24 protein-coding genes are annotated in these 24,037 nt (G+C 61.9%); 19 read left to right on the top strand and 5 right to left on the bottom strand.

All coding sequences use genetic code 11. The features are described 5' to 3' along the window. Nucleotides 1-184 precede the first annotated feature (184 nt). From ACZ60G_RS40935 to ACZ60G_RS40925, 3 genes are all read left to right on the top strand, one after another. Nucleotides 185-1,075 (top strand): alpha/beta hydrolase, encoded by an 891-nt coding sequence (locus ACZ60G_RS40935; protein ID WP_465817347.1) that lies wholly within the window; start codon nucleotides 185-187, stop codon nucleotides 1,073-1,075. A 378-nt stretch (nucleotides 1,076-1,453) separates the two neighbouring features. After that, on the top strand, nucleotides 1,454-1,855 hold the full coding sequence (locus tag ACZ60G_RS40930) for a hypothetical protein (RefSeq protein ID WP_465817346.1): 402 nt from the start codon (nucleotides 1,454-1,456) through the stop codon (nucleotides 1,853-1,855). 891 nt (nucleotides 1,856-2,746) lie between these two features. Then, nucleotides 2,747-3,037, top strand: coding sequence for a hypothetical protein (locus tag ACZ60G_RS40925; RefSeq protein ID WP_465817345.1), 291 nt, complete (start codon nucleotides 2,747-2,749; stop codon nucleotides 3,035-3,037). A gap of 213 nt (nucleotides 3,038-3,250) precedes the next feature. Here ACZ60G_RS40925 and ACZ60G_RS40920 read toward each other — a convergent pair whose 3' ends face one another. From ACZ60G_RS40920 to ACZ60G_RS40905, 4 genes are all read right to left on the bottom strand, one after another. Beyond that, nucleotides 3,251-4,156 (bottom strand): DUF2637 domain-containing protein, encoded by a 906-nt coding sequence (locus ACZ60G_RS40920; RefSeq protein ID WP_465817344.1) that lies wholly within the window; start codon nucleotides 4,154-4,156, stop codon nucleotides 3,251-3,253. Between the two features lie 23 nt (nucleotides 4,157-4,179). Further along, entirely contained in the window at nucleotides 4,180-5,232 is a 1,053-nt protein-coding gene (locus ACZ60G_RS40915; protein ID WP_465817343.1) for a tyrosine-type recombinase/integrase, read from the bottom strand. Beyond that, complete coding sequence (locus tag ACZ60G_RS40910; RefSeq protein WP_465817342.1) at nucleotides 5,229-5,660, bottom strand: hypothetical protein; 432 nt, start codon at nucleotides 5,658-5,660, stop codon at nucleotides 5,229-5,231. The genes ACZ60G_RS40915 and ACZ60G_RS40910 overlap by 4 nt, the downstream gene beginning before the upstream one ends. Before the next feature lie 616 nt (nucleotides 5,661-6,276). Next, complete coding sequence (locus ACZ60G_RS40905; protein WP_465817341.1) at nucleotides 6,277-6,615, bottom strand: histone-like nucleoid-structuring protein Lsr2; 339 nt, start codon at nucleotides 6,613-6,615, stop codon at nucleotides 6,277-6,279. Nucleotides 6,616-7,770: 1,155 nt separating this feature from the next. Between ACZ60G_RS40905 and ACZ60G_RS40900 the strand changes: the two genes are divergently transcribed. The 7 genes from ACZ60G_RS40900 to ACZ60G_RS40870 are packed head-to-tail and all read left to right on the top strand — an operon-like array spanning nucleotide 7,771 to nucleotide 14,660. After that, the gene (locus ACZ60G_RS40900; protein ID WP_465817340.1) at nucleotides 7,771-8,172 is read left to right on the top strand and encodes an SCP2 sterol-binding domain-containing protein; all 402 of its coding nucleotides are present in this window, start codon (nucleotides 7,771-7,773) and stop codon (nucleotides 8,170-8,172) included. Nucleotides 8,173-8,185: 13 nt separating this feature from the next. Next, on the top strand, nucleotides 8,186-9,727 hold the full coding sequence (locus ACZ60G_RS40895) for an acyl-CoA synthetase (RefSeq protein WP_465817339.1): 1,542 nt from the start codon (nucleotides 8,186-8,188) through the stop codon (nucleotides 9,725-9,727). Beyond that, nucleotides 9,724-10,980 carry a cytochrome P450 gene (locus ACZ60G_RS40890; RefSeq protein ID WP_465817338.1) on the top strand — a complete coding sequence of 419 codons (1,257 nt, stop codon included), beginning with the start codon at nucleotides 9,724-9,726 and terminating at the stop codon, nucleotides 10,978-10,980. The genes ACZ60G_RS40895 and ACZ60G_RS40890 overlap by 4 nt, the downstream gene beginning before the upstream one ends. Nucleotides 10,981-11,004: 24 nt before the next feature. Further along, entirely contained in the window at nucleotides 11,005-11,793 is a 789-nt protein-coding gene (locus ACZ60G_RS40885) for a coniferyl-alcohol dehydrogenase (RefSeq protein WP_465817337.1), read from the top strand. A gap of 7 nt (nucleotides 11,794-11,800) precedes the next feature. Further along, nucleotides 11,801-13,192: an aldehyde dehydrogenase family protein gene (locus ACZ60G_RS40880; RefSeq protein ID WP_465817336.1), complete on the top strand. Its 1,392-nt coding sequence runs from the start codon at nucleotides 11,801-11,803 to the stop codon at nucleotides 13,190-13,192. Between the two features lie 41 nt (nucleotides 13,193-13,233). Continuing rightward, on the top strand, nucleotides 13,234-13,428 hold the full coding sequence (locus ACZ60G_RS40875; RefSeq protein WP_465817335.1) for a ferredoxin: 195 nt from the start codon (nucleotides 13,234-13,236) through the stop codon (nucleotides 13,426-13,428). After that, nucleotides 13,425-14,660 (top strand): NAD(P)/FAD-dependent oxidoreductase, encoded by a 1,236-nt coding sequence (locus ACZ60G_RS40870; RefSeq protein ID WP_465817334.1) that lies wholly within the window; start codon nucleotides 13,425-13,427, stop codon nucleotides 14,658-14,660. The genes ACZ60G_RS40875 and ACZ60G_RS40870 overlap by 4 nt, the downstream gene beginning before the upstream one ends. Before the next feature lie 39 nt (nucleotides 14,661-14,699). On the opposite strand, the gene ACZ60G_RS40865 is transcribed toward ACZ60G_RS40870, so the two are convergent. Then, entirely contained in the window at nucleotides 14,700-15,245 is a 546-nt protein-coding gene (locus tag ACZ60G_RS40865) for a TetR/AcrR family transcriptional regulator (protein WP_465817333.1), read from the bottom strand. A 107-nt stretch (nucleotides 15,246-15,352) separates the two neighbouring features. Here ACZ60G_RS40865 and ACZ60G_RS40860 point away from each other — a divergent pair, with 107 nt between their 5' ends. From ACZ60G_RS40860 to ACZ60G_RS40820, 9 genes are all read left to right on the top strand, one after another. Continuing rightward, nucleotides 15,353-15,529, top strand: a complete 177-nt coding sequence (locus tag ACZ60G_RS40860; protein WP_465817332.1) for a hypothetical protein — start codon at nucleotides 15,353-15,355, stop codon at nucleotides 15,527-15,529. Between the two features lie 436 nt (nucleotides 15,530-15,965). Beyond that, nucleotides 15,966-17,000, top strand: coding sequence for an MlaE family ABC transporter permease (locus tag ACZ60G_RS40855; RefSeq protein WP_465817331.1), 1,035 nt, complete (start codon nucleotides 15,966-15,968; stop codon nucleotides 16,998-17,000). 66 nt (nucleotides 17,001-17,066) lie between these two features. Then, nucleotides 17,067-17,864, top strand: a complete 798-nt coding sequence (locus tag ACZ60G_RS40850) for an ABC transporter permease (RefSeq protein ID WP_465817380.1) — start codon at nucleotides 17,067-17,069, stop codon at nucleotides 17,862-17,864. 75 nt (nucleotides 17,865-17,939) lie between these two features. Next, the gene (locus tag ACZ60G_RS40845) at nucleotides 17,940-18,926 is read left to right on the top strand and encodes an MlaD family protein (protein ID WP_465817330.1); all 987 of its coding nucleotides are present in this window, start codon (nucleotides 17,940-17,942) and stop codon (nucleotides 18,924-18,926) included. Next, nucleotides 18,923-19,939: an MlaD family protein gene (locus ACZ60G_RS40840; RefSeq protein ID WP_465817329.1), complete on the top strand. Its 1,017-nt coding sequence runs from the start codon at nucleotides 18,923-18,925 to the stop codon at nucleotides 19,937-19,939. The genes ACZ60G_RS40845 and ACZ60G_RS40840 overlap by 4 nt, the downstream gene beginning before the upstream one ends. 47 nt (nucleotides 19,940-19,986) lie before the next feature. Then, nucleotides 19,987-20,928: an MlaD family protein gene (locus ACZ60G_RS40835; RefSeq protein WP_465817328.1), complete on the top strand. Its 942-nt coding sequence runs from the start codon at nucleotides 19,987-19,989 to the stop codon at nucleotides 20,926-20,928. After that, entirely contained in the window at nucleotides 20,928-22,034 is a 1,107-nt protein-coding gene (locus ACZ60G_RS40830) for an MlaD family protein (protein ID WP_465817379.1), read from the top strand. The genes ACZ60G_RS40835 and ACZ60G_RS40830 overlap by 1 nt, the downstream gene beginning before the upstream one ends. Continuing rightward, entirely contained in the window at nucleotides 22,031-23,050 is a 1,020-nt protein-coding gene (locus tag ACZ60G_RS40825) for an MlaD family protein (protein WP_465817327.1), read from the top strand. Before ACZ60G_RS40830 ends, ACZ60G_RS40825 begins: the two co-directional genes overlap by 4 nt. Next, nucleotides 23,047-24,012 (top strand): MlaD family protein, encoded by a 966-nt coding sequence (locus tag ACZ60G_RS40820; RefSeq protein ID WP_465817326.1) that lies wholly within the window; start codon nucleotides 23,047-23,049, stop codon nucleotides 24,010-24,012. Before ACZ60G_RS40825 ends, ACZ60G_RS40820 begins: the two co-directional genes overlap by 4 nt. Nucleotides 24,013-24,037 lie beyond the last annotated feature (25 nt).

Raw genomic sequence — 24,037 nt, 5'->3', positions numbered from 1 at the left:
GCAGCAGCCGATAGAGGAGATGGGCGGAGTGGATGCTCATACCCCACGAATCAGGGGACCTGCCAACAACACTGACCACGCAGCTGCTCAAAGCGGGTCAGACGCAAGGATTTGAGAAACCTTCGACAGCAGATCACCTGCGCCGTAGTTTGATTACAAGACCGGTGCAATGGGAGGGACCGCGATGCGTGTCGATGTCGAATTCACCAGTGGCGCAGTGACCTTGCGGGGTTGGCTGTATCGGCCCGAGCAGGCCTCAGGCGTCGTCCCGCTGGTGGTGATGACGCACGGGTTCGCTGGAGTCAAGGAATGGGTTGCCCCGTTCGCCGAAGTGTTCAGCAAGGCTGGTTTGGCTTGTCTTGTCTACGACCACCCTGGATTCGGGACCTCCGATGGTGAACCGCGTTTCGAGGTCGACCCCGCCGCGCAGATCGAGGGCTACCGCGATGCAATCACCTTCGCGCAGACCCTCGACGGCATCGACCCGGAACGCATCGGCATCTGGGGAACCAGCTTCGCCGGCGGCCACGTCCTGGTCGTCGCGGCGACCGACCGGCGCGTGCGTGCGGTCGTATCACAGGTGCCACTGACCAACGGGTGGGCCAACTTCCGCAGCTTGGTGCCCACCATCATGCTGCCGACCGTGCATGCGGCCATCGCCGCCGACCGCCAAGCCCGCGCCTCCGGTAAACCACACCAGACGATCAAGGCGGCCTCCGATGATCCGACCGAACTCGTCGCCATGCCCGGTATCGAGGTCTACAACTGGTTGATGGCCAACGGCCCGCAAGTCCCCACCTGGCGCAACGAGGTCACCCTCTCCAGCATCGATAAATTCCAGTCCTACGCCCCGGAAGCGTTCCTGCGCCGCGTATCTCCGACACCGTTGCTGATGGTGATCGCCGATCAGGACACCCTGACACCCGCCGATATCGCGCTGCAGAGCTACGCCGAGGCACTGGAACCCAAACAACTGGCGCTGATCCCCGGCCCGCACTTCGCCGTGTACGAGGAGCAGTTTCAACGAGCCGCCGGCGTCGCCCGCGACTTCCTGCTCGCCAACCTGAACGGATAACGCCTGGATCTGGCTCGGAATTTGCTCGCGATCTGGATCAGGCGTAAGCAGGGTTAGCTGAGCGGCAAGACTGCGGCGACCAGATCACACGTGCTGGAACACTCGTCGCGAGCTTGGGCGAGGCGCAGGAATCGAATTCGACAGATCATCGTTCAAATACGAACGAGACTTGCCGCGCGAGTGCGGGAGTATGATCGATCGCGGGAGAATCAGCAGGCAGGCCCGACTAGGAGGTCGGCCATGTCGTCGCGTCATCCGCCGCGGTCACCGCGGACAGTTCGATCCCCGGAAACCCTTGAGCGACTGGAACGTTCGCGTGCGCGTATTCGTGAACGCCGAGAACAGGCACGTCAGCGGGAGCGAGCGATCACCGACGCGGTGAAGCGGTACCTCATCGATTGGCAGGCGATCACGACGTGTGAAGCCAAGCGTGACCAAGAAATCCAGGCGCTGCGCCAGCAGATCAGCGCAGTCGAATCACGAGCCAGTGAGGAGATCGCCCGCCACCGCGCCGACCAAGCTGTTGCCGCCGCAGTGATCCGTGACCAAGATCAAACTGACGAAGATGTCGCTGATCTGCTCGAAATCAGCGTCAAACAAGCCCGGCAACTGATCACCGCCGCACGCGCAACGGGCGGCACAATGTCGGCGAGCCCATCACCGAAGCCGACCGCCACACCAACCACCTCTCCCGACTCGATGTTGGATTCAGGCGCTGGCATAACCACCGGCGTTCCACACGAACCACCGGAAGTGCTGCGGCGCGAAGGCTTGCCGTGAAGGAATGCCCGGTGCTGGAGACAAGGGCCAAAACGCGACACCGCACCGATGGCAGTAGAAACCGGCCTGCCATACAGCGTGAGCGCGCCGACGTCCTCGTACGACTCTCCCGTTGCGGCGAATACGACGTAGGGCAACGCTGAGCAGGAGGCCGCCAGGCGTCGTCAGGACCACGAAGAAGATCACGGTGGAAAGAGCCGCGACCCATCGCGATACGCCGGGATACGGATCGGCGACCGAGAGGATTGCCGGAACGATCCAGCACATCGCTGGCAACAGCAGCACTAGCGCGAAGAAGGTCAGGCGCCCGGCTGGAGTACGTGCGGGCTCGCGGGCCAGACTCCGTGCAAGTGTTGTGGTGTGAGCGTGCTCAATCGTGGCAGTACCGAACACCGGGACCAGGCCAGTTGAAGCCACACCAACGCCGGAATAGACGTTCGTCCCGGAGCTGGTCGACACACCATCCGCATTCAACGCGGGCACACTCTGAACCGAGTCGAGTTGGCGGCAGTGTGGACACGTGAGGTCGATGTCCATGCGGGGGACCCCCTCCCAAGCCGTTGCGCTGTAGCGGCGCGTTTGTGGTGCTGGTACCTGCAACGAAAGCTCTGTGAGGTATCCAACACCTTCAGCGACCCGCTGTCGAGAGGTATTGGCGTGCTGATGCATTGATGAGTCCTTCCTGATGGTCGACGGTTGAGGCAGATTCGTCCGATCCAGCTGCACATGGGCCCAGACCGACAAAGGGCCGATCACCGCCTCCTACTTCTACGAGAAGGCGTGGCAACCCGCCCGGCTGTGCCTCGACGGGCTCGCGCGTGCTGCCCCCGCGTTCTAGCGCGGCGACGACATTGGTGCGCGTGGACATCTGATTCCTTCACCCGCCGGGCGTTGTGGCGGGGCGCGGACCCCGGGGAGTTAATTGCCCGTTACGGCACGGCCCTGAAGTCCCTGCGGATCAAGCATCTGACGCCGTACACGCTGCGGCACACCGGGATCTCGTGGAAATTGCAGGACAGCGTGCCGATGTTCGTGGTGTCCCGCGACGCCGGGCACGGATCGGTCACCGTCACCGACCACGTCTACGGCCACAACGACCGCCGCACCAGCGAATCCGCCGCCCAGGTCACCGCGCACCAGCTGCCCCGGTTGCGTACGAACATGCTCGTCCGGGTCGACTGACCGCACATACCAGTACGCATCGGCGGACCGAAACCCATTCCATTGCATTCCCAGCGAAACGGAATGAATTGGAAGGCAATGGAACGGATGGAAGGAATCCGCGATGCTCACGGCGGTCACCACTCACGTCGCGGCCGAGCCTCGGTCAGCGCCAGTTCCCGGCTGCAGCTGGCTCGTCCTGGTACGACAGTCGGGCCAGCGGCGGTGCGATTGTCAGCAGCCGGCGTGGGAGCACGGTCCCCCGGAAATGTCGTCGGTGTCAGCCTGTTCCGTACGGACATTGCTGGGCGCGGCGATGATTTCAGTGTCTGGGATGTCGATTGTTGCGGCGTCGCTGAGTATCCGACTGATGGTCGAGCGGCTTTTGTTCAGTTCCCGTGCGATTCGAGTTGGTGTCCACCCATCGAGGTGATGGTGAGTCAGTGCTCGGGCGACTGTGTCGGGATCACGGCGGCGGCCGGGATCTCGTGCGCACAGAAGCGCCGCCACTTCCCTGAACTCTGCGTCGGTGCGGTCGGCTAACGGCGATGGCGTACGCACATGATCGCTGTCGATCATCACCTCGGGTTGCGTCGCTGCCGGTGTGGCCGATGGTGTGCACGTGTTCTGCGGTGCGCACTGATCAGTGGTGACCGAACCGCTGTCACTGTGGGGGCCGGAGTGGGCGAGCGCGAGCAGTGCGACCGTCGCTTGGGCCATCGAGCCTTCGATGATCACCGGCCACAGCCATGCCTCCCCGTGCGGGACGCCTGCGGTGATCGCGAGTGACCGTAGTGCGGTGAACGACAACCAGAACGCGCCGGTCGCGATGAGAGCGGTCATCGCGGTGGCGATCAGATGGGTACTGCGGGCTCCTGCGTGCGCACGCGCAAGCACCGAAACCCCATGCACGGCCGCCAGCAAAGCAAGGGGTGGGATGATCGCGACCGCGGCAGCGACAGCGGGGAGTGCGGTGTCGTGCAGGACGGCTTGGGTGGCGTTGCCGGTGATACTGACCGCGGCTGCCGCGGTGAGCACTGTCCAGAAGAAGCCGTGCGCACGCGGCTTGGGTGTGGTCGTCTCGGGCGGAGCGGTGCGCACGACGACGGCAGTGGGTGAGGTGAGGGCGATCTCGGTCATGACAGTCCTTAGTCGCGATGCGATCAGCGTGCGGACGGCGCATGCGTGCCCGGCTGGTGTCCGGGGACGAGCGGATGCGGTTCGGCGGTGAGTATCGACAGCGCAGCGGCGACTTCTTGGAGATGGGATTTGACGTAGGTGGCAGTCGTGCCCGGTGCTTTGCCTCGGTGTCCGGCATATTCGCGGGCGACGGCGTAGCTGAAGGTGCGTTCAACCCAGGTGAGAGTGGTGTGGCGTAGCCAGTGCATGCTGATGCCCTGGGCAGCGACCCACGGCAGGACCTCGCCGACCCGGCGCCAGATGTAGTCGAAACGCCGTGCGGTGATGCGTTTTCCGTTGCGGTAGCGCAGCAGTTGCCCGGACTGGGGGCTGTTGCGTATGGCGGAGTGGTCGAGCAGGTGTCGCATCAAGGTGGGCGACACCGGTTGCCACCGGTCGGTGCCGTCCTTCTCCCGCAGATACACCAGGCATTGGTCGGGGTCGAGGTCGTGCGGGCGCAGAGCGAGCGCACCGCCTCGGCGGCAGGCGGTCTCGATATGCAGACGCAGGATCAGCGAGTCGAGTTCGGGGTCGTCGCCAGTGGTGGCCACGGTCTGGCAGATCTCGGCCAACTGGCCCGAGGGAATCGCGTAGCGGTGCGAAGGGCGCCGGACGGGCATGGTCAGTTTGCGGGCGGGGTTGTCACACGGGCGGATCCAGCCGTTGTCCTCGCCGTAGCGGTAGACGCAGCGCACCGCGCTGATGAAGTGCTGCACGGCACAGGCGCCGCCACGGGAGGCGCGGTTGGTCTGAGCGGCGGCTTGAATCGCGCGCGCCTTCTCCTCGAGATCGCTCTTCGTCGGCTCGTCGAGGCGGTGATCGCTCCACACCGCGAGGAGGTGCTCGAAGTGGGTGTTGTAGGTGCGCAGCGTGCCCTCCGACAACCGCGCCCTCACTTTGGGGATGATCTCGCCGAAGGTCGGCACCGCCGCGCCGCTGGTGACGAGATCGGCGGGAGAGATACCCATCTGGGTCAGCAGCACTCGCGCGGCGGCGATGGTCTCGGCGTTCGCCGCCGGCTGAGTGGGTGTCGTCATCGCCGCACCGCCTCGAGGACCCGCAGGCTGGCCGCGCACATCTCGTCGAGCGCAGCGGGCGGATGGATCAGTAGCTGGTTGCGGGTGCGATGCCCAATCAGCAGGGCACGATCACCGATGAACAGACTCACCCGGCGCCGCAGCCGATACGGGATACGGAAAAACCCGCCCACGGTGACAAGGACCGGCCCATCCACGGCAGGGCGGGCCAGCAGCACACCCGACTCCATGCAGGTCAACTCCAGGCGCGCGCCCGGCCGCCAGTCCAGGACGGCGTAGGCGTACTTGTCGATGACACGTCCAGCTTCCCCGACGGTGCACATCCCGTAGAAGACCTCACCGTCGGCGACACGCGTCGCGGTCGTGGACAGGGGGCCGTGGATGAGTTCTTGCAGCGGTGACTGGGGCGGGATGACGGACGTGATCACCGTCGATCACCCCCGCCAGCAAACATTCCCGAGGGCGCCGCAGAGCCGATTTCCGGCAGATGTGCCACATATCGGCGCAGGTCAGAGCATGGAATCACTGGTCAACCTCCGTGTGTGCGAGTGCACTCGCACACACGGCACCGATATCCAACAAAAATGTTGCAGATCCGTGCGCGAGAGGGGACTCGTATTCCTCGCTGCGGCAGATTTGCCTAAACCATGTGTTCGATAACATCTAACGTAGAAAATCGCACGGCCGAATTCAACCACCACCCGTGGAATGGTGATCCATGATGACTGTAGCTGCCCCCCTTTCAGATCGCCTTTACGGGCCCCGCTGAGAATCCGATTGCCGGCCATAGGATCTGATCGGTGCGTAGGCGTTTCGCCGCCGCCGCGCCCGAGTTCTGAGTATATTCGTTGCGCCGGGCGCAATACCAGCGATGAATGTGGCACGGGCCTCCGAAAACATCTGACACTCCTGCCCGCAGGCACACCGCGAGGGCGATCTGGCTCGGGAAATGGGGCTTACCCAAGCCTGGCGAGTGCCGACCGTCCTGTACCGATTCAGCTCGACGAGGACCGACACCACGCCCCGACGTGGCTGAAGCCACGTTCAGTGGGCCTTGTTGTAGGCCTCGACGATGTCCTTGTGAATCCGTCCACGCCGCGAAACTTCATATCCGTTGTCGCGAGCCCAATCCCGAAGCGCCGCAGTCTGCCGTTTGTCCGCGGTGGTCCGGGTTTCGATCGTCTTGCTCTTGCCCCGCGGGATCCGACCAACCCGCCGAGCCGGCCCGGTCCACGGCTCGAACGCTGCGCGCAGCTTGCCCGCATTCTTCAGTGACAGGTCGATCTCGTACTCAACACCATCGATGTCGAAGCGCACCGTCTCATCGGCCTTCGACATCCCGTCATAGTCGTCCACTAGCTCGACGATGACATTCTTCGCCACGAAGCGCCCTTCAATCAGCTTGTACCGGACATGGCGGAATGTTAATCCACCAGCGGGGATGCAACAAATGTTACGTGGGCGAGGACGAGGCGAACGTGGCCCGGCGGGACCCCCGGACCTTTCTCCCGTAGCGGACGGTTCGCGGAGCGGCTATGCGCAAAATCGCCTACAGAATCTGCGTGACAACCTAATCGTGTTCACGGTCGGTCGCCGCCTGGGGAACCCCTGAAATTCCTACCGCGAACAGGATTCGCTCGCAGGCAGCAGCGGCTCGCTCGAAGCGCTTGAAAATGCCTGCAACGTCATCGACCAACTTTGGTGAGCTATTGTGTCGCGGCTGAAAGGTCGATGCTGTAGCCCGCCACACGGGGTGGGAGGCCGATCATCGGCCGTCGACCGGTGGTGCTGCCGTGGGGGTGGTCGTGACGGTGGCTCGCAAACCGGAGTGTTCGTCAGGGCGTTGACGTCGGAGGACGGCCGCAAGCTGGCTCAGATCGGGTGAGGCAGCAAGCAGCCGGTCCGGCTGCAGCAGCCCCTCGTGGTGATGGCGCCCGGGCAGCGTCAGCCGATGCCGTTGATCGCCAACCTGATGCAAGTAGGTTGCGTGCCACTGAGGATTCGTTGCGACCCTCGTCGGCCGGTTCGTGTGACGCGAGGTCGACGTCGCGTCGTCCAGCTGGGCAGTTTTCGGTCCGCGGGGGATCGATCCACGGAGCCGAATGCACTTCAGGAAAGGTACGCCGCCGCTAAAACATAATGTCAATTATCAATTTCACCTCGGAGCTCGCTCTGCGTGTCTGGTCTTGGGCTCGCACCCGCGGGGAGTGGGCCGTTTGGCTTGGCGCGGCATCGCCCGGTCTCGTCGAGTCGTCTTCCGATCGGTAGTGCCTGTTTGACACATGTTTTGGAAATCTCCGCGGGCTAAGCTGGACGCGGTCGCCGCCGTGTGATCGCTTCCGAAGTCCTTGCCGATGGGGGCTGCCTGGCCGCAGGTGTAGAACCGACTGATGACACAGAACATAATCAGTGCTATGTTAGAGACGTAGGTCACCGAGATGTGGGTCACACCCGAGCTCTGGAGCGCGCGAACGATTACAGCGAGGCTTCGCGACGGCGAGCCACCGACTGCTCGGTTGAAATGAGGAGAAGAAAATAATGGGCTTTGCCAACGCCGACGAAGTCGTCAAGTATCTGGGCGGCATCTTCGAAGATGCCTTTGCCGATCCCGAACTGGGGCCGAAATTGCGGGCGACGGGTGCGCGGTTGCGAACCACATACAGCGACCCGGACGTCAGCCTGATCATCGATTTGGGTGCCGGAGAGATCCGGCCCGTCGGTGAGGACGACGCTGATGTCGCCGAGATGTTGATGAGTGCCGATACCGGGAATGCCTATTGGCAGGGTAAGGTGAATCTTCCCTTGGCTATGGCGAAGGGCAAGGTCAAGGTGTCGGGAAATATCACCTCGCTGCTGAAGATGGCACCGTTGACCAAGAAGCTGGTGCCGAACTACGTCGAACGCCTCAAAGCCGACGGTCGGACCGACCTGCTGGTATAGGGCGGTAGTCACCATGTTTCCAGGAATCTTCGCTCAGAAAACCCCGGACAAGCCCGCGGTCATCGCGTCCGAATCCGGGACGGTTATGTCCTATCGGGAGCTCGAGGATCAGTCGGCGGCCATCGCGGCGGAGCTGTACGCGCGTGGACTTCGACGCGGCGATACGATCGCGATGCTGTCGGACAATATCAACGAAGTCTTCGCCATATATTGGGCGGCGTTGCGGTCCGGGCTGTACATCACGCCGATCAATTCGCACCTCGCGCCGGCGGAGGTCGCCTACATCGTCGACGATTGCCAGGCGCGGGCGCTGTTCGTATCCGCCGCGCTGGGGGAGCTGGCGGTAGCGATCGTCGGGCTCACACCGGCTGTTGAATATCGCGTCGTAATGGGGGGCGCTCTGGAAGGCCATGTCCTCTACCGAGATGTGATCGAAACCAGCGCGCCGAGGCTGACCGACCAGCCGCGCGGTTCGGACATGCTCTATTCGTCGGGGACAACCGGACGCCCCAAGGGGATTCGCCCCTCGCTGCCGTCCATGCAGGTCGACGAGCCCGGGGATCCGATCGTAGGCATGATGGTGCAGGTCTTCGGGATCGGCGACACCGACATCTATCTGCAACCGGCGCCCGCCTACCATGCGGCTCCACTCAAATGGGCCGCTGCCGTCCAGGCTCTTGGTGGAACCGTGGTGCAGATGCCGAAGTTCGATGCGGAGAATGCGCTGGCGGCCATCGCGAAGTATCAGGTGACCCTGGCTCAGTTCGTGCCGACCATGTTTGTCCGGATGCTTCAGCTCGATGAGTCGGTACGACACCGGTACGACCTGTCGTCGCTGCGGATGGCGGTACACGCCGCCGCGCCGTGCCCGCCCGAGGTGAAGAGGGCGATGATCGACTGGTGGGGTCCGATCCTGTTCGAGTACTACAGTTCCAGCGAACAGCACGGTCTCTACATGATCTCGACCCAGGAATGGCTGGAAAAACCAGGATCAGTCGGTAAGCGGGGGTTGGGAATCGCGCATGCGTGCGATGAGTCCGGAGCCGAGCTCCCGGCCGGGGAAATCGGCACCATCTACTTCGAACGTGATGTTGTGCCGTTCTCATACCACCGGGATGCGGAAAAGACCGCCAAGGCGATCCATCCCGAGCATCCGACGTGGACGACCGTGGGCGACTTGGGGTATCTCGACGACGAGGGCTATCTATATCTGGCAGAGCGTCAGGATTTCGTCATCATCTCCGGCGGGGTGAACATATATCCGCAAGAAGTAGAGAATGCTCTCACGCTGCACGACAAAATATTCGACGTCGCGGTGATCGGTGTTCCGGATGCGGAAATGGGTCAGCGCGTGAAGGCCGTTGTACAGCTGAAAGACGGCGTGGAACCCGGCGACGAATTGGTCGAGGACATCCTCGCATGCGCTCGTGAGAGGGTGGCCGGCTTCAAGGTGCCGCGTGAAGTTGAATTCATCGACGAGATCCCCCGGACTCCGACTGGAAAAATTTTGAAACGCAAACTTATGCAAGATTCTGATCAGGAGCTCAAGGCATGACCGCCGAGTCGGTGACTCCCAGGCCCTACGATCCGTTGGATATTTCCGGATTGGATTTTTGGGCCCAGACCGCGGAGGAACGTGACAAGACCTTCGAAATCCTGCGAAACGAGCGCCCGTTGTCGTGGCATGCGCCGCTGCAAGGCGGGCTCACCATCCCCGACGTCGCAGGGATGTGGGTGGCCACTTCGCATGAGATGATCTGTCACATCAGTAGAAAACCGGAGATTTTCAGCTCCGCGCAGGGCGTGACAATGGAGGAGCTGCCCGCTGACGTCGTCGAAGCGGCCTCCTCTTTTCTAGGGATGGACGATCCCAAGCACGCCCGCCTGCGAAAGGTGGTCAGCTCCGCGTTCACACCTAAACGAGTGGAATTGATCCGTGACCAGATCAGGAATCAGGCCCGTCGCATAGTCGACGATTTGCTCGAGGTTCCCGGTGGGGATTTCGTCCAGCTGGTATCCAAACGGTTGCCGATGTGGACGATCTACGAGATGTTGGGTCTCGAGGAAGAGCATCGGGAACAAGCGGCCTATCACGCAGAGGAAATGGTTGCTTGGAACGATGATGACGTGGCGGGTGGGAGGTCGCCGCTCGAGTTGCTAAACGAGGCGTTGGTTCAGCTTCTGATGATCGGGATGGACTTCGCTGCCAGGCGGCGGTCGTCACCCAAGTCCGATCTCATGTCCGCCCTCGTGCAGGCGGAAGTCGACGGCCAGCGGCTTACCGACGATGAGATAGCCGCATTCTTTGTGCTGCTGTCCGTGGCCGGCAACGATACGACGCGGAACACCACGACGCTGACGATGAAGGCATTCCAAGAATTTCCCGAACAGCGCGAGTTGCTGTTGTCGGACTACGACGGCCGAATTGCCACGGCGGTCGAAGAATTTGTACGCTTCGCGTCACCGGTAGTGAGCTTCAGGCGCACGGTCACCGAAGATACCGAACTCGCCGGGCAGTCCTTGAAAGCGGGAGACTGGGTGGTTCTGGTCTACCCTTCCGGAAATCGAGATGCCAAAGTTTTCGACAACCCGCACAGCTTCGACATCACCAGGAACCCGAATCCGCATGTCGGATTCGGAGGCAGAGGGCCGCACTTCTGTATGGGTAGCTTTGTTGCCAAAATTCAGCTCCGTGAGATATTCGACCAGTTGTTGCATCGTGCCCCGAACCTCAGAGTGGGTGAACCGGAATACCTGACCGGATGCCTGATTCGCTCGGTGAAATCGATGCCCTGTACGGTGCGCTGAATTCTATACACGGTGAGGAAAGAAATGTCAGACTTCAAGGGAAAGCGAATCATCGTCACAGGCACGGCCTCCGGTATCGGCGCCGCGACGACTGATCTGTTGATCAAAAATGGAGCCGAGGTGTACAGCCTCGACCGTCGCGACCCGACTGGGGCAGTCGCCCGGCACATCAAAGTCGATCTCGCGGACGAATCGAGCATCGATGCCGCGGTCGCGCAGCTGGACGGTCATTTCGACGGCTTGCTGAATGTTGCCGGCATTCCGGGGACCGCGCCGGGGGATGTTGTTTTCGCAGTCAACGCTCTCGCCGTTCGCCATCTGACCGAATCGCTTCTGGACAGGCTCTCGGGAGGAGCTGTCGTCATTGTCTCCTCTTCCGCCGGGTTCGGCTGGCCGGACCGGCTGGACGCGATCAAAGAGGTGTTGTCAACCGATACCTTCGGAGAAGGCCGGCGCTGGTTTGCCGAACACACCCCTGCAGGCAACGCATACAACTTCTCCAAAGAAGTCACGACCGTATACGCGATGATGATGGGTATAGGGCTGGCGGGGCAGGGGGTGCGAATCAATGCGGTGCTGCCGGGGCCGGTGGAGACACCGATTCTCGGTGACTTCGAGGCGACGATGGGCAAGGAAGCCCTCGACGGCGTGAAAGATCTCGTCGGCCGCCATGCCACGCCCGAGGATATCGCGAAGGTCATCGCGTTCCTCGCTTCCGACGCAGCGGAGTGGATCAACGGACAGGCGATCGCGGTCGACGGGGGAATCACCGGGGCCTTGGTGACTGGGCTCTTTCCCCGGCCCGAGATCTGAGCACGCGATGACCACAGCATCGGGGACCACCGCACCTTCGGCGGGACGTCGGATCCGCGAACAGCTCCGCGAGGTGCATGCCAGTGGCCGGACGAAAAGTCTCCGCTGGCGGATCGAGCAACTGAACGGAGTCGCCGATCTCGTCGAGAATGAGGAAGAGCGCATTGCCGAGGCGCTCGCAGCCGACCTGGGCCGCGACGCGGTCGAAACCTGGCTCGGCGAGATCGCCTCGACGCGAGGTGAGGCTGAATACGCGCGCAAACGGCTGCGATGGTGGATGCGCCGGAGGCGGGCCCATATCCCGTTGACCCAACGTCCGGGGAGCGGGTGGGTGCAATACGAGCCCGTGGGGACGGTGCTGATCATCGGACCATGGAACTATCCGATCTATCTGACCCTGGGACCGCTGGTCGCGGCGGTGGCTGCGGGAAACTGCGCGGTGATCAAGCCGTCCGAGCACGCACCGCACACCTCGTCTCTGCTGGTCGAGTTGGTCGGGAAGTATCTCGATGCCGAGGCGATACGAGTCGTCGAGGGAGATGCCGAAACCACTCAGGAACTATTGGCCGCCGGTTTCGATCATGCGTTGTTCACCGGTGGCACAGAAGTCGGCCGGCACATCATGTCCGGTGCGGCTCCCACCCTCACCCCGGTCACCCTCGAGCTCGGCGGCAAGAGCCCGGTTCTGATCGATTCCGATGCCGACCTGGATGTCGCGGCCCGCCGGATCCTCTGGGTGAAGCTGTTGAACTCCGGGCAGACATGTATCGCACCCGACTACATTCTGGTGTCCGATGCGGTTCGTGATCGCCTGGTCGACAAGCTCGTCGAAGTAGCGGGCCAATTTCGCACCGATGCCACGGCGGGGTTGCGTGTTGTCGATCAACGACAGCACCTGCGGTTGTCGAAAGGCTTACGGGAGACGACCGGGAGGGTCGTTTACGGTGGCGGCTGTGACGAGCAGACTCTGACCATCGATCCGACGATCATCGTGAACCCGGATCTCGACGAGCCCCTGATGAAAGAAGAAATCTTCGGTCCCATCCTGCCCGTGATCGGCGTGAAATCGATGGATGACGCGGTCGTGTTGGTCAACAGCCGGCCCAAACCCTTGGCCGTCTACGTGTTCTCCGGCTCCCGATCACGAGCCCGTCAGCTGGTCGACCGCATCCCGGCAGGCGGGGCCGTGATCAATCACGTGGCCATGCACTGCTTGGTACCAGCACTCCCGTTCGGCGGTGTGGGCGCCAGCGGAATCGGCGCCTACCACGGGGAGACCGGCTTCAAGACATTGAGCCATGCCAAGTCGGTGCTGTCGCGGACACAGTGGCCCGATCCTCTGTTCGTGTATCCGCCCTACAGTGCACGGGCTCTCAAATTGTTTCGGCGGATGTTCTGATCGCGCATACCGGAAACGCCGCCGGTAAAGAAGGGAAATCAATGATGAAGATCAAGGTGGATCACGGGAAGTGCACCGGGCTGGGTGTCTGTGAATCCATTGCCCCGAACTACTTCGAAGTCACCGAGGACGGTGATCTCGAAGTCCTCGTCGACGATATCGCCGACGCCGACCTCGAGATGATCGAGGAAGCAGTCGCCGGCTGTCCCACCTTCGCCCTGTCGATCGAGAAATGAACAACGCCGAAATCGAGCGACTCGTCGTTGTGGGCGCCTCGCTCGCCGGTCTGCGGGCGGTCGAAGCAGCACGCAAGGCAGGCTTCCCCGGCAGGATTACCCTGGTCGGGGCGGAGGATGCACTGCCCTACGATCGGCCGCCCCTGTCCAAGACATTTCTCGCGGACCCGTTCGTGCCCGTGTCCTACTTCTGTGAACGCGAATACCTCGCAGACCAGTTGGGCATCGACCTCTGTCTCGGCACCGCAGCGACGGCACTGGATACGGTGGGGCGCAGCCTATACGTGGGGAGCCGGGAAATCGGCTACGACGCCGCGGTCATCGCCACCGGCGGCATACCCAGGGTGCTGCCCGACACCCACGGCCTCGACGGAGTATTCGCGCTGCGGACTCTGCAGGACGCCGAGCGTATTCGCCGCAAGCTCACGGCGGGGGCGGATGTGGTCGTCGTCGGTGCGGGGTTCATCGGGTCCGAGATAGCCTCCGCCGCAACCAGAATCGGCGCCAACGTGACGATTGTGGAAGCCCAGCAGACGCCCCTTGCGCGGGCGGTGGGAAGCCTGGGCTCAGCGATCGCGCTCCTGCACGAGCGCAATGGCACCGCACTACTTTGCGGGACCGGTGTCGCCGAGGTCGGAGGAGACGGCCATGTTCGGCACGTCGTGCTCGACGACGGCCGGCGTCTACCGGCGGACATGGTGGTTGTCGGGATCGGGATGCAACCTGCCACGGAATGGCTGCGCGACTCGGGTTTGCACATCGACAACGGAATCGTTTGTGACACAACCTTGTTCACTGGTGCGGCCGGGGTCTATGCCGCCGGCGATGTGGCGAACTGGCCGAATCCGGCCTTCGGCCTGCGCCAGCGAATGGAGAACTGGACTGCCGCGGCCGAACAGGGCTCGCATGCCGCGCGTAATGCGGTCACCGGCCGAGGCCTACCCTACAGTGCCGTTCCGTACTTCTGGTCGGACTGGTACGACAGCCGCATCCAGTTCGTCGGCATCGCGGACCCGGCCGACGACATTACGATCGTGGAAGGTGATCCGGCGCACAGTCATCGATGGATCGCCCTGTACAGGCTTGGTGATCGACTGGTCGGTGCTCTCACGGTCAATGGTCAGTCCGACATCATGAAGTACCGCGCGATGATCGCGAAGAACGCCGACTGGCAGGCCGCAATTGATTTTGCGGAGGCCCGGCGAATCAAGCGACTCACTCCCGTGACATGAAGTCGTCGCCTCGGACCGATCGAGTGGTCGTCGTTGCTGTCAGAGGTTTTCCTCCGCTCCCGCGTGCAACCTCGCCACAGCGATGAACTGGGCAAGGGACCATCTCAATTCGGTCGGATCCAGGTGCTGGTGACCGATAATAATGCTCAAGGCGAGTTCAGCCAGCCGGTGCGCGAGCGGCTGGGAGATGTTCAGATCGGTCATCGTCTGCTCGATCAATTGCAATCGCAACTGGTCGACGTGGTTCTGCACTTCGGCGACGCGTTGATCGGTCGAACTCCAGGCACGCACGGCCACCTCGGCCGCATGGGGCGTCTCCTGCACAATCTCGAGCATGCGGTCCAAGCGTGCGAGCGGATCCACGAGTCTAGTTGCCTCGTCCGCCGCATTCTCGGTCTTCTCGGCCTTCCAGTACGCGAGGAACTGGGCGACGAAGTCGTTCCAATCCTTGAACCAGTTGTAGAACGAGCCGGACGTCACTCCGAGCGACTTGCACAAGCTGGTGAGACGCAGGTTGCCGTACCCCGACTTTGCGAGCATCTCGAGCGCGGCGTCGAAATAGTCCTGCCGGTTCACCGTCGCCATCGCATCTCCCTCGGTTGCCGCATCATCGAGCCGCCAATCGACCTGACAGACGTCCAATTCTCGTGACAATTAGACAATACGAAGCCAGAGCTCGGTAAGGAGGTCCAATGGCGTATCAGTTGAATTGCCCTTGCGGAACCATGATCGTCGCAGCGGATGACGATCTGGTGCCGGCCGTACGGGAGCATCTACGACTGGTGCATCCCGGGCGCTCGTACTCTGCGGGGGAAATCATGATGCTCGCAATGCCGGTGCCCGACCGGATCGTCGACCCCGGCGCGTAGGTACAGCCCATGCCGAGCGCGGACGTCTGTAGTGCTGCCAGATGGGGAAGCCCATGACATATGGCCAGCTGAACATAGTGAACATTATGAAGTGACAGATCGAGGTAAGCAAGTGCTGCACCGTTTCCGCCGACCATCGACCAGAAAATTTGGAGCGTTTGCGAGTCACAAATCCGTCCACACCGGAGCTCGCCGCCCTGAAGTGGAGTAATGGCGAAGGTCCGGCTCGCCTACCCCTAGTTTGTGGCACATCTCCCATACCGTGCTGCAAGAGATGCTTGTCACAGTGGGGCCGGATAACATAAGATGCATCATGCAAGAGCGAGGGATGTTATTCCGTCGCAGTCCAGTCCGAGGCCCTCGCAGCTAACGGCCTCGATCGGATCAGCAGGTTTGTGAACGCGAGCACCCCCGGCGGAGAAATGCGGTCGCCGCGGTGCTCCCTTATTTCTCGGCAGGTGCCGGCGAAACGTTCGGATTATTCCTGTGTGCCCGCTGCTCCGAATATCACGTTCGTGGAGGTTGTGATGCAGTACCCGCTGTCCGAGATGCACCACCCGAAGCGGTTTACCACGGACGGGGCGGGCCTGTGACGACCGTGTCCGACTTGATCCGTACGCGGCGGTTCCACAGAAGCTCTTCATGGTCCTGTTTATCCGTAGCCGGGCGTCGGGCCGGGAACTATCTGCGCACCGTTCCGAGGCAGTCGATGGCGACCTTCGGCCGCGCAGTTCTTCTGTTCGGCGGTGTGGTCAGATATGCGTTCACCTCGACCGTGCAGCTGAAACTACCGGTTCTCGAGATGCTGCAGCAGGCTTGGTTCCTGCTGACGGTCACCGTATTTCCGGCGGTTTTGATCGCGCTCCCGTTCGGTACAGAAATTTCGGTACAGGTCGGTGCGATCGTCAACCAGGTGGGTGCCAAGTCGCTGGCCGGCGCGGCCAGCGGTATCGCGGTGATTCAACAGGGGGCCCCGATCGCGGCTGGGCTACTTCTCGGTGGCGCGGCTGCCTCGGCGATCGCTGCCGATCTGGGGGCGCGGTCGATCAGGGAAGAAATCGATGCCATGCGGGTTATGGGAGTCGATCCAGTACAGCGTCTGGTCTTGCCGCGGTTTCTTGCGATCTTGATCGTCTCGCCCATTCTCTGTGTGGTCATCGTCGCCTCCGCGGTGACAGCGGGATACACATTGGCGATCACTGTGAACGGCGTGATCCCGGGAAGTTTCTGGCAATCGTTCGGCGCTTTCGCGTCGAGTACGGATCTCTATTTCGCCATCGCGAAATCGATGATCTTCGGAGTGCTCGTGGTCGTGATCGCGAGCCTGCGAGGACTGGGGGCCAAAGGCGGACCTCGCGGTGTCGCAGACGCCGTCAACGCGTCCGTGGTGCTCGGATTCGTGGCGATCTTCATCACCAACCTGGTCACCACGCAGCTTCAGTCGATGTTCTTCCCCAGTCAGGTGGGCTGAGCGGTGGGTACACCGAGCACATATCAAAATCGGGTTACGCGGCTCGTCCAGGGGCCGAACCGTGGCCTGCAGACGGTCAGCGAGGCGACCGGCCGGTGGGTCCTCTTCGCAGCGCAGACGATCTTCTACCTTCCGATCACTCTCCGGCACTATCGGAAACAGACGATGAAGACCATGAATTCCATGGCATGGGGACGCGGGTCGATCGTCGTCGATGGTGGGGTGATCTCCCTTCTCATGGTTCTCGGTATCGCTATCGGCATATCCGTGGCGATCGAGGCATACAACAGCCTGAACTTGATCGGATTCGGCCCACTGACCGGCGTCATCGGGGCATTCTTCAATATCAGGGAGATCGGCCCGATCATGACCGGGATCGGTTTCGCCGCCCAGATCGGATGCCGGATGACCGCGGAGATCGGCTCGATGCGTATCTCCGAAGAAATTGACGCGACGGAGACTTTGGGTATCCGGTCGATTCCCTTTGTCGTCGGAACACGTCTCATCGGAGGTATGCTGTGCGTGATCCCGGGGTATCTGCTGTCGCTCGCGATCGGATTCCTTACCTGCAGCCTGTTCGTCAAAATATTCCGTAATGCGCCCGCCGGCACCTACGACCACTATTTCAGCCAGTTTCTGGACCCTGTGGAAGTTGCCTACTCATTGACGAAAGCGGTCGTGTTCTGCGGTGCCATCACGATCATCCACTGCTATTACGGCTTCTTCGCCAGCGGCGGCCCCGAGGGTGTCGGTCGAGCAGCGGGCAGGGCGATCCGAGCGAGCCTGGTGATGACGATCGTGCTGAATCTCGCCATGACCGTTGTCTTGTGGGGTCTGCACCCCGACCTGATCTTCAAGGGGTGAATTGTGTACTCAGGATTTCTCATCGGCTCGGAAGCCAAGCAAAGCAGGCTACTTCGCCGAGTCGGGCTGGGCAGCGTGGCTGCTGTCGTGGCTGTAGTGGTGGTGGTCGTTTCGCTGCGGACAGTGCTGCCCGGACAGCGGTCTGGTCGATTGACTTTCACCATCGACACACCTGCGGTCGGGATCGGAGTCGAGGCCGGGACACCCGTCATTCTCAACGGAGTTCCGGTGGGTCGTGTCGATGACCTGGCAATCGGTCGTTCAGGCACGGCGATGACCCTCGATCTGGACAAGAACAGCGTCGTCGGGCTCCGGCAGAATTTCGGATTCGACTTCCGGCCGCAGAACTATTTCGGGGTCAGTGCCGTCAACATCGTCGATGCCGGCAACGATACTCAACCCATCGTGCTCAGCGGCGCGCGGATCTGGCGGCCCGCGGGCGGCGATTACACGATGGGAACGATGATCGACACCGGGTCCGAATTCGTCAACGGTGCGCTGCTGCCACCGATGATGGACGCCATACGACGCTCGTTGGACTATTCCGCGTCGCTGCAACCGTTGGTCCACGCCGGGGTGGTCGTCGCCGAAACGGTGGAACGGACGCAACGGTCGATGCCCGACTACCTCATCGACCGCTACAACGATATTGCCGGAGCGCTGCCGCCGTTCACTCTCGGAGTGATAGACGCAGGCTTTCACGTCTACAATAGCGAGCTTCGTCCAGCGGGCGACGACATTCAGAACCGGTACGCGAAAGCGCTCGAAGCAATCGCCAACCAGTTCTTCACCCTCGTCGGCACTCTGCTGACCTCCAACAGATCGAATCTGGAATCGACCGTCCAGATCGTCAAGAGCGCGGCCGATCTGCTGCCTGCGATGGGGGAGGGGGCACTCACCCCCGTCACTCTCCGCACCCTTGTCAGCAATCTCGACGGAGCTTTCGGCCCGGGCCCCGATGGTGCCCGAACTCTGAAGGTCAAGCTCGCTCTCGAGCTGCTGCCGGTGCTCCAGACACCAGTAGTGGGACTCAGTGCCCCATCTGAATCGAGGCCCAGGTGAAGAAATACATACCGGTCAGGCTGGTGGGTCCAGCGTTGCGCCTCATCGCCGCAGGAGTCGTGGCCTCGCTGCTGTTCGTACTCATTCAGAACGCCATCAAGAACCCCACAGGTGAACGTCCGGCGCAATACAGCGCCGACTTCAGCGACGCGTCGGGGTTGAGACCCAATGCGGACGTACGAATCCGAGGGGTGCGAGTCGGAAAGGTGGAAGCTGTCGAGCTGCACCAGGCCGGCGACAGTTCTTTTGCGCGTGTCAATTTCACGGTCAACGACACCGAGAAGTTGACTGTTGAAAGCAAACTTGCGATCAAATACGCGAACCTGTCCGGAGTGCGCTTCATAGACATTACCGGTAGCGGTGACGCCGGAGCGCCCACACGACACATCGGACTGGACCACACAGTCCCCTCCTTCGACATCACGACCCTGTTCAACGGCCTGCAACCCGCACTGGAAACCTTGCAGCCCAACGAAATCAACGAGTTCACGCGGAACGCACTCACCCTGGTTCAGGGCGACGGCAGCGGGCTCGCGCCGATGCTCGACAGCGTCGACAAGCTGTCCCGATACACCACCGACCGCGCCGCGGTGATTTCGACGCTCGTGGCCAACCTCAGTCGCATCGCCGCGACACTGGGCGGAAAGTCGCCGCAGATCATCGAATTCCTCAGGGACATCGAACGACCGATCGACTCCGCGATGACAGTGCTCGACGAGTTTCCCAAGGCAGCCAAGTACGGACCTCCCCTGATGAGCACGCTCCATCACATCCTATCCGGCTTGGGGATCGAGCCGTCGACAGATGTCGACAAAATTCTCAACGATGCCTTTCCGACCGTGGCCAACCTCCGGTCGGCGCTGGGTCTGTTTCCCACGATCATGACCGGATTGGCCACACCGGTGGCTTCCCCGCAATCAGGGTCTGCGCAATGCAGCCATGGAGCTGCGCAGTTGCCCGCGACAGTAAGGGTTCTGATGGGCGGAAGCAGTGTGATCGTATGCAACGCATAGCGAAATGGAAGAAGCGTCGCGGACTCAGCGAACCCGTTGTCGGCGTAATGGCACTCGGGCTGGTCGCCGTGGTCACGGTGATCACCACATATTTCTATGTCACGCCGCCCAACCAGCAGATCGTGACGTTCACTACGCGTGATGCCGTGTCGCTACGCGGGGGAGAAGATGTGCGAATCGCCGGTGTGTCGGTGGGAAAGGTCGATCGTTTGAGGTTCGACGGCCGGCAAGTGACAGTGGATCTCTCCGTCAAATCGTCGGTCGAACTGGGTGATCGGACGCGGGTCGACGTTCGGCTACTCACCGCGGTGGGAGGGTACTTCGTCACCCTCGTGCCGCTCGGTCGCGCGGGACACGCTCGTCACATCTCGGTGCCAATCGAACGCGTGACGGTGCCTTATACCATCGCTGACACACTGCAGCAGCTTCCGCGGGTGACCGGTGAGGTCACCGGGGTGCCCATCGACAAAATTCTGGAGCAGATCAACAGTGGTCTCGGTGGGAACCCGGAAGCACTGCGGAATGTCGTTGCCGGAATGCAAACCCTGGCCACGGTGCTCGATCGACAGAAACAACAAGTGCAGGCGACCGTAGGTTTGGTCAGCGAGTATTCGTCCACTTTCAACGCGAGCCGCGAGTTCGTATTCACGCTCGCAAACAAAATCAACATCGTGCTGTCGACGTACTACATTTATCGAGCCGGATTCTCCGAAGCGTTCAAACAACTCGGTGAGGTTCTCCTCAGGATCGGCGCAGTGTCGGAGTTCTATGTGCACCACGAAACCGATATCGCCCAGTTGGTCGAACGCGTCAGGTCGGGCGCCGGCCAACTCCGTGACGGAATGAACGACCTGATAAACAACCTCACTCCTTTGCAGCAACGGCTGAAAGAGCTGGTCGGCCCCCAACTTTCGGGCAGCAACGCTGCGGCGGGCGAGACGATCGACGGTTCGGCAATCTGCCTGCCGGTCGCGGGAAGGGCTTGCTGATGCAACGTCGTAAGAAAGTGTTCACCTCGGTGGGAGTAGCGGTCGTGATTGCCGCGACCGTTTGCGGAATTGCGGTGTACATCAAATCCGACGACGAAAAGTCGAGCGCCACACAAGGTTACTGTGCGATGCTTCCGGACTCGATAGGTCTCTACGTGGGAAACGAGGTCACCCAGATGGGGTATCCCATCGGCACGATCTCCTCGATCACGCCCCAGCCCGACGCTGTCAAGGTCGAGTTCTCCCTGAAGCGCGGCCGCTCGGTCTCAGCCGACGTGCGGGCGGTCACCCGATCGAAATCCGTGCTCGCCGACAGATCGCTGGAACTCGTGGCACCCGAGCAGCCGTCGGCCGCGGAACTGACACCGGCGAACTGCATCAAAGTCGAAAACGCTTACACGCCGAAGAGCATCTCGGAAATTGCCGGTTCGGCAGGGGACTTCCTGAAACAGCTGGCACCGCAAGGCGACTCGCAGACCATCGAAGAAGCTGTCGATTCCATGGCCCGAAGCGTTCAAGGGGTAGGTCCCTCGGCCGCGACGCTGGTTCGGACCGCGTCGGCGGCGGCTGCTGATCCGGACAAGCTGATCACCGATATCGGGACGATCATCGTGTCCATGGCACCGCTGACGACGTCGGTTTTGAATCAGTGGTCGGATATCGAGTCCGTGGTCCGCAAGCTCCCCGATGCATCCGTCGTTGCGACCACGAAGCTGTGGCCCGGCGCTTCCGCCATGGTGGAGGGACTGATTCCACTGATCGACGCCATCAACGATGTGCAGACCAAATACGGACAGGAACTCTGGGCCGCCGCCGATGTCGCCGCCGAGGGTATTCACATCGCCGCGACACACGTTCCCGAGCTGCAGAACGGACTGAATGTTCTTCCCTCGCTGGCCTCCGTCGCCACGCTCGTGTCGCAACCAGGACGCGGCCCGGCATTTCAGGCCGCGCCGCCCATGATCCAAGTGAAGGTGGGCAACCCGTCTCAGGTGTGCGCGGCGGTCAACGAGTCCGTCCCTGCGACTTGTTTTGTCGCGCCGAACGATCCGGCGTCGATCGCAGTTCGTCTCGACGCGGTTCTGGCGATCGGAGGTGTCCGATGACGAGCGGCGGCCGAAATCTGACGCACCTCCGACGGCGGGTGGCGCCGCTACTGTGCGGATTGGTCGCCACGGTGGCGACCGGCTGTTCCCTGAATCCGGGCACGCTGGCCACCGAACTCCAGTCCACCAGTTCGGGTCAGAAACTGACCATCCAGTTCGCGACCATTCTGAACCTGACGGACGGCGCCGACGTGACCCTGAACGGCGTCAAGGTGGGGCACGTCGACTCGGTGAAACTGAGCAGCTCCAGCGCGGACGTCGTCGTCGGCTTCGACAAGAAGATGTCGATCGCCCCCGACGCGCACGCATCGATTCGCCAAGCCACAGTCCTCGGCGACTCCTTCGTATCCATCCAGTCGTCCGGATCGGCCGACACGGAAACCTCGCACAGTGCCGACACCAGACTCCTTCCACTGAATCAGACCACATCGCCGCCGCCCTTGGAGAACACGCTCGCCGTCCTCGCGAACTTCGTCAACGGCGGGAGCATCCGAAGTGCGCAAGACGCGATGCGCATGATCAACAAGAGCTTTCCGGTCCTCGAACAGACTCAGCGCGTCTCGTCTATCGCGTCGGTCGACACGCGCAACGTCGCCGCGCACACAACGAGCGTCGACGTGATGATCGACGCGATGAACGCTACCGCGGGGGCGATCAACAGCCGGGCCGACGAACTCGGCAAGATGTTGTCGCCCGAAGGTATGCACTACTGGAGTCAGCTCTCGCTCGGACTCCAGCAGGTCGGAGTGGTTCTCCCCAGTGTCGGCAGCGTATTCGAGGGCGGATACTGGCTGGTTCCGCTACTTCACTCCGCCGATGGATCGATATCCACTGTGCGCGACGGTATCGATGCAGTCGGCAGCAACGAGCAACTCCTGCAGAAATTCCTGAGCGACAACCTGTTTCCGTTCATCCGCCGGCCTGATATCACCATCGTTTCGGCAACCTCGCCCGCGGGCGATGACGTCCTCGCGAATGCCGAGACGATCCTGCGCATGCTGGGGGCAGTTCGATGAACCTGCGCAATATCACTTCCATCGGAGCGATGATCATGGTTGTCGCCGCCTCGCTGGCATACATGGTGTCGGTGGGACTTCCGGTTACCGACAAACTAGAAGTCCGTACTGCGCAATTGAAGATCTCACACAGCAACGGACTCGTCGTGGGCTCTCGAGTTCTGTATCGAGGTGTGCCGATCGGACGGGTGACCGACGTGCACACCTCGCTGACCGGCGTCACCATCGGTTGGAACTACAAGGATTCCTATACGATCCCCGTCCGATCCCAGTTCCGGGTCGACAGCCTCTCGGCCCTGGGCGAGGCATATCTGAACGTGGTTCCACCGAGCAGTGATTCGGGCCCAGGGCTGCCCGCGGGAGCGGTGCTCACCGCGCAGTCGGTGTCGGTGCCGACCAGCTTCGACGAACTCTCGCAACGCCTGGTTGAGGTTCTCGAACAGGTGCGCACAGATAAGGTCGACCAGATCGTCGCCGAAATGAACCAGGGCCTGGTGGTCGATCAGGATGTGCTCGCCAATCTCAATCGGGCAGGCGTTCTGCTGCAGACCACGATTCTGTCGACACGCGCGCCGTTCACAGCGTTGCTCGACAAGTTCCAGGATTTGCTGGACCGCGGCGCTGACGTGAGTGGTTCGCTGGCGGCGTCCGGGGACCCTGTCCGGGATCTCGGCGAACAACTCGAGGTCTTCCTCGACTGGTGCGCTCAGTTCGTCCGGACCGACAATCTGCCGACCGAATTGACCGACGGAGCCGGGCCGTTCCTCGAGCGGCTCCAGGGCTTCCTCGACAAAGCAGCCCCGAACCTCAAGGTAATCGGTGATGCGGCGTTGCCGGCGATCTCAGCGGTGACGTCACAACTACAAACGGTCGATCTGGGCCAGCTCATGCGAACTGCGATGTCCGTTTCGGGCACCGGCGACGGACTAGTAGTAAACGTTGGCGCCCCTCGGCCCAACTGAATCGAACCCGACCAGAAGGTGAGGT

Source organism: Nocardia sp. NPDC102475 (genome assembly GCF_055584605.1).
Note: the sequence above shows the minus strand (reverse complement) of the source record. Positions and strands in the feature narration are given on the sequence as shown.